This is a genomic window from Flavobacterium sp. R1_16 (assembly GCF_057652095.1).
In genome coordinates this window covers 1-4,908 of sequence record NZ_JBYFCG010000017.1, presented here as the reverse complement: position 1 = coordinate 4,908, position 4,908 = coordinate 1, and the positions used below count along the sequence as shown (strand labels likewise).

Below are 4,908 nucleotides of genomic sequence, written 5' to 3'. Positions count from 1 at the left end.
AAATAAACTACTGCTTGAAAACATTTTGCTATATTTGTTCGAAGGGCTGTGAGGTTTTTTCACAGTCTGACGTTATGGGCAAGTTTAACAGAACACACCGCAACGGACATCGGCTGACAAGAGAACCACCGACTTAATCCAACAATACTTTCTGACAGTCATTTCCGACTGACAACAATCCTTTATTTTCAAAAAAAATGGAGTTCAGACACCATTTCAAAAAACGAGGCGACACCGAAAAGCCACACGAGTAGGACTTTCCAAACAATTTAAAAACTAAAAAATGTATAACGAACAAATAGAAAAATTGATAGAACTTGCTCTTGCTGACGGAGAATTAACCGAAAAAGAAAAACAAGTGCTATTCAAAAAAGCCGAAGCAGCAGGTATTGACCTTGACGAATTTGAAATGGTGCTTGACGCTAAACTTTTTGAACGAAACCAAACGAAACCAGAAACACCACCAGTTTCTGCACCAAAATCTGACAAATTTGGCGACATCAAGAAATGTCCTTCTTGTGGTGCAATCGTTCAATCATTTAGTACAAAATGCACTGACTGTGGACACGACTTTAGAAACATTGAAAGTGCTAATTCAATCAGAGAATTTTTCAAAGACTATCAAACTATTGAAAGCAAGGTTGTATTAAGAGAAAACAACAATACAGGCGGTTTAATGGGGAAAGTATTTGGTGGTCTTGAAAGTATTGGAGGTGGCGATTGGAAACGAGCGGTATTTACCAAAAAGAAAGAATTTATTATGCACTTTCCTATTCCAAATTCAAAAGAGGACATCTTGGAATTTCTTTCAATGGCAGTTCCTTTGGCTTCGCCAGCTAAAAAATCAACATTTTCAGCATTCAAAAAATTTGGTGCCCATTTTGGCGATGACCACGCTAAAAATTATGACTATATGGTTGCAGAAGTTTGGATGCAAAAATGTGAACAGATAGTTATGAAAGCAAGATTATCAATGAAAGAAGATAAAAAGACATTAGAACAAGTTGAGTATTACGGACAGCAACTTGGCATTAAGTAACAATTAAAAAAACATAAAGAAAATGGCATTATTTGGCAATAAAAACGAAGGCGGATTTATGGACGTAATCCGTTGTGATGAACAAGAATACCTTGTTTGGAAATGGCGACCAAAAGGAGCAACAATCAACGAAAGTAAAAAAGAAAATGCTATTCGTTACGGTAGTAGTTTGCGAGTAAAAGAGGGCGAAGTTGCAGTGTTTGTTTACAAACAAAATGACGGCAATCTTATGGATTATATTGTCGGACCTCACGACCAGACAATAAAAACGGCTAACTTTCCTATTCTTACAAGCGTTGTAGGAACTGCATTTGGCGGTAGTTCGCCTTTTCAGGCAGAAATTTATTTCATCAATTTACAAGGAAACAACCAAATCAAATTCGGTATTCCTTACTTTGATGTTTTTGACCCGAGAAGTGCTGATTTTTCTGCACCAATCGCAGCAAGAGGAACAATCACTTTCAATGTTACCGATTACAAAAATTTCATTAAGCAAAACCGCTTAATCAATTTTGAATTGGACGATTTCAATAATCAGATAAAAGATGCTGTTACCAAATTTGTAAAGCATTTTATCGCAAACGCACCGACAGAAAACAAAATTGCAGTTCTACAACTTGAACGGAAAATTTTAGAGTTGTCCGATTTAATTCAAGCACGTTTGAAAAATGATTTTGAACTTGATTTTGGTGTTAATCTCAAACGTTTTGACCTTGCTCATTTGGAGTTTGACAAAGAAAGTAACAACTACAAACGACTTCAAAAACGCTTTGCAGACCAAGAATTGAAAACAGTTGAGGGAACAACTGAAATCAATCTTGAAAACCTTGATGAAACAATGCGTATTCAACGTAAAGATTTGGAATTGGGTGTTGAGGGCAAAAACTTTGCAGTTCATCAACTCAATCAACAAACTGATGTGCTGAAAACAGCAGCCGAAAGTCTTGGAGATATGGGAGCTGTAAATCTTGGTGGAGGCGGAGGTCTTAATCCAATCGGTTTAATGACAGGTATGGCAATAGGCGGAGCAATGGGCAACAAAATGGGTGGAATGATGAACAACATCAACAACACGCCACCGCCACCACCTGTATTGAATTATCACGTTGCATTGAACGGACAACAGTTAGGGCAATTTTCATTGGAACAACTGAAACAATCAATACAAAACGGACAGTTCACAAAACAACATCACGTTTGGAAAGAGGGAATGTCAGGTTGGGAATTGGCAAGTAATGTAGCCGAACTTGCAACTTTGTTTTCAGCAGTTCCACCACCGCCACCACCAGCAATTTAAAGAAACAAATATGAAAGTAAATTTTATAAAATCAGTCATAGCACTTGCCATAAGCGGACTTATCGCTTATGGCTTTTACTCATTTCACAACAGCGAAAACAAATTGCTTTTGAGTTTGGGAACATTTTTATTTACAGCCATTACAACTTTGTTGGCAATCGGAATAAGTTTTGAACTTCCGAGAACAACAGCAATGGTAAAAACAGTTTCGGGAATTTTCTTTGCAGTTGCGTTATTGAGTAATTTCATTTTTTCGTTTGCGGATTTTTCAAAACCGCTTTACATAATCGTGAACGGAGTTTTGTTTTTGATTTACGTTCTTGTTTCTTATTCCATTTCAAAAGCGAAACAGTAATGAATAAACTTGAATTTATATCACGCCAATTTTCAAGAGCAGAAAAAAAGCGATTTGAACATTATGTTGTAACGAGAATTTGGCATTTACTCAATGACCTTTCCATAAAATTTGTAACTCAACAATATGTGTCAAGACCTGACGGACGAGCATTGACAGATATGTTTTTTCCGCAACTTCACATTCATATTGAAATTGACGAGGGACATCATAAAAAACAAATTGAGTTGGATAAATTGCGTGAAGCCGACATCATAAACGCAACAGGACACGAAATTTTGAGAGTTGATGTTACCAAAGACATTGACACAATCAACAATGAAATTGCACAAATTGTTGAACGTATTAAAGACCAAAAATCAATTGTTCAAAATTTTAAATCTTGGGACATTGAAGCCGAACTTAATCCACAAACCTATATTGACAAAGGATTTATAGATTTGAACGAAGACTGTGCTTTCAGAACAATGGTTGATGCGGCAAACTGTTTTGGCAACACTTACAAACCCAAAGGAATTTGGACAGGTGGAGCAGGACACCCAAAAGAAAGTGGAAAAATTATTTGGTTTCCAAAACTCTACAAAAACGGAGAATGGAACAATTCAATTTCTAACGATGAAAAGGAAATTAGAGAAATTTCAGAAATTCCCGAAAATGCAAGACCGCACATTGACAACATTCTAAAACAGCAGTTCAACAGAATTGTTTTTGCAAGAGTTAAAAGTCCGTTAGGCGACATTATGTATCGTTTCAAAGGCGAATATGAACTTGACAGAAACCGAACAAATTATACTGACGGTTTGTTGTGGCGAAGAGTTTCGGAGCGAGTAAAAACGTATAAACCTTAAAACGATTTTCTGTCATTTTGATTATCTTTGTAGCGAATTTTAGATAGATAAAAATGGATTTTGAGAAGTTAGTTTTACGCATACAGCAAACAAATGACTTTTTACAGCAAAGTGCTGTAAAAGCTGTAAACACACACCTAACTTTGAGAAATTGGCTTACAGGTTTTTACATTGTGGAGTTTGAGCAAAACGGTAGTGACAGAGCCGAATATGGAACAAAATTGCTTGAAAATATCGCCAAAAATATCAGCGTAAAAGGGCTTACAGCACCAGAATTATCACGTTGCCGACAGTTTTACAACGCTTATCCGCAAATTTTTGGGTTGATAACCCAAGAATTTAAAAATGTGTTTCCTACCGATTTTTTGCCCGAAAATGTCGAAAAATCAATTCTTGGGTTGCCGACCCAAGAATTACAAAACGAAGATATAAAGCACGTTTCAACCATTTTTCAATCCATTTCTTACACGCATTTTACGGAACTCATAAAAATTGACGACAGCACCAAAAGACGTTTTTACGAATTGCTGATTTTGAAAACGCAACCAAGCGTAAAAGAACTGAAACGACAAATTGAAACGCTAACTTTTGAGCGTGTTGGTTTGTCGGGAAATCACAAAAATTCGTTTAGCGAAGTTGCAAACAAAATACAACCACAACAAGCAACAGATTTAGTAAAGTCGCATTATTTCTTTGAGTTTTTAAATGTCGGGCAACCACATTTAATTGAAGAAACAGAACTTGAACAAGCCCTTGTTTCGCATTTACAACAATTCATCACCGAACTTGGAAATGGATTTTGTTTTGAAGCACGACAAAAACGCATTTTAATTGGCGATGAATACTATTTCATTGATTTGGTTTTCTATCATCGCATTTTGAAATGCCACATTTTAGTGGAACTCAAAACTGAAATTGCCAAACACGAACACATCGGACAACTGAAATCGTATTTGCAACACTACAAGAAAAACGTGCAAGAAGAAAACGACAATCCGCCTGTTGGAATTTTACTTGTTACCAACCAAAACAAGACATTGGTAGAATATGCCATTGCGGACAGCGACTTGGACATTTTCGTAAGTAAATACCAACTACAATTACCCGACAAAGCAAAATTAGAAGCATTTATAAACAACGAATTGAAAAACACGAAATAGATAAAAAACCTGCCCATAACAAGGTATTGCCAAAAGCGGGGGTGAATGGCTTCGATTGGACATTTGTGCAAGGTTCAACATTCGTTCTTCGATTGAACTTTTGTGCAAAAAATCCCCGCCTTCGGCAATACCCAAAACGTCAGGCTGTGAAAAAACCTCATTTTGATTTCTTTTCTACTTCACAGGAGGTCTATAAATGGATTTTAAGC

5 protein-coding genes are annotated in these 4,908 nt (G+C 36.4%); all 5 read left to right on the top strand.

The window, feature by feature from the left end; all coding sequences use genetic code 11:
- The first annotated feature begins 283 nt into the window (after positions 1-283).
- The 5 genes from AC23L6_RS13250 to AC23L6_RS13230 are packed head-to-tail and all read left to right on the top strand — an operon-like array spanning position 284 to position 4,699.
- Positions 284-1,039 carry a zinc ribbon domain-containing protein gene (locus tag AC23L6_RS13250; RefSeq protein ID WP_487562952.1) on the top strand — a complete coding sequence of 252 codons (756 nt, stop codon included), beginning with the start codon at positions 284-286 and terminating at the stop codon, positions 1,037-1,039.
- 22 nt (positions 1,040-1,061) lie between these two features.
- Positions 1,062-2,336, top strand: coding sequence for an SPFH domain-containing protein (locus AC23L6_RS13245; RefSeq protein ID WP_487562951.1), 1,275 nt, complete (start codon positions 1,062-1,064; stop codon positions 2,334-2,336).
- A 10-nt stretch (positions 2,337-2,346) separates the two neighbouring features.
- Complete coding sequence (locus tag AC23L6_RS13240; protein ID WP_487562950.1) at positions 2,347-2,691, top strand: hypothetical protein; 345 nt, start codon at positions 2,347-2,349, stop codon at positions 2,689-2,691.
- A complete protein-coding gene (locus tag AC23L6_RS13235) occupies positions 2,691-3,539 on the top strand; it encodes an AbaSI family restriction endonuclease (RefSeq protein ID WP_487562949.1) in 849 nt (282 codons plus the stop codon). The genes AC23L6_RS13240 and AC23L6_RS13235 overlap by 1 nt, the downstream gene beginning before the upstream one ends.
- 53 nt (positions 3,540-3,592) lie before the next feature.
- Complete coding sequence (locus AC23L6_RS13230) at positions 3,593-4,699, top strand: PDDEXK nuclease domain-containing protein (protein WP_487562948.1); 1,107 nt, start codon at positions 3,593-3,595, stop codon at positions 4,697-4,699.
- Positions 4,700-4,908: the final 209 nt, after the last annotated feature.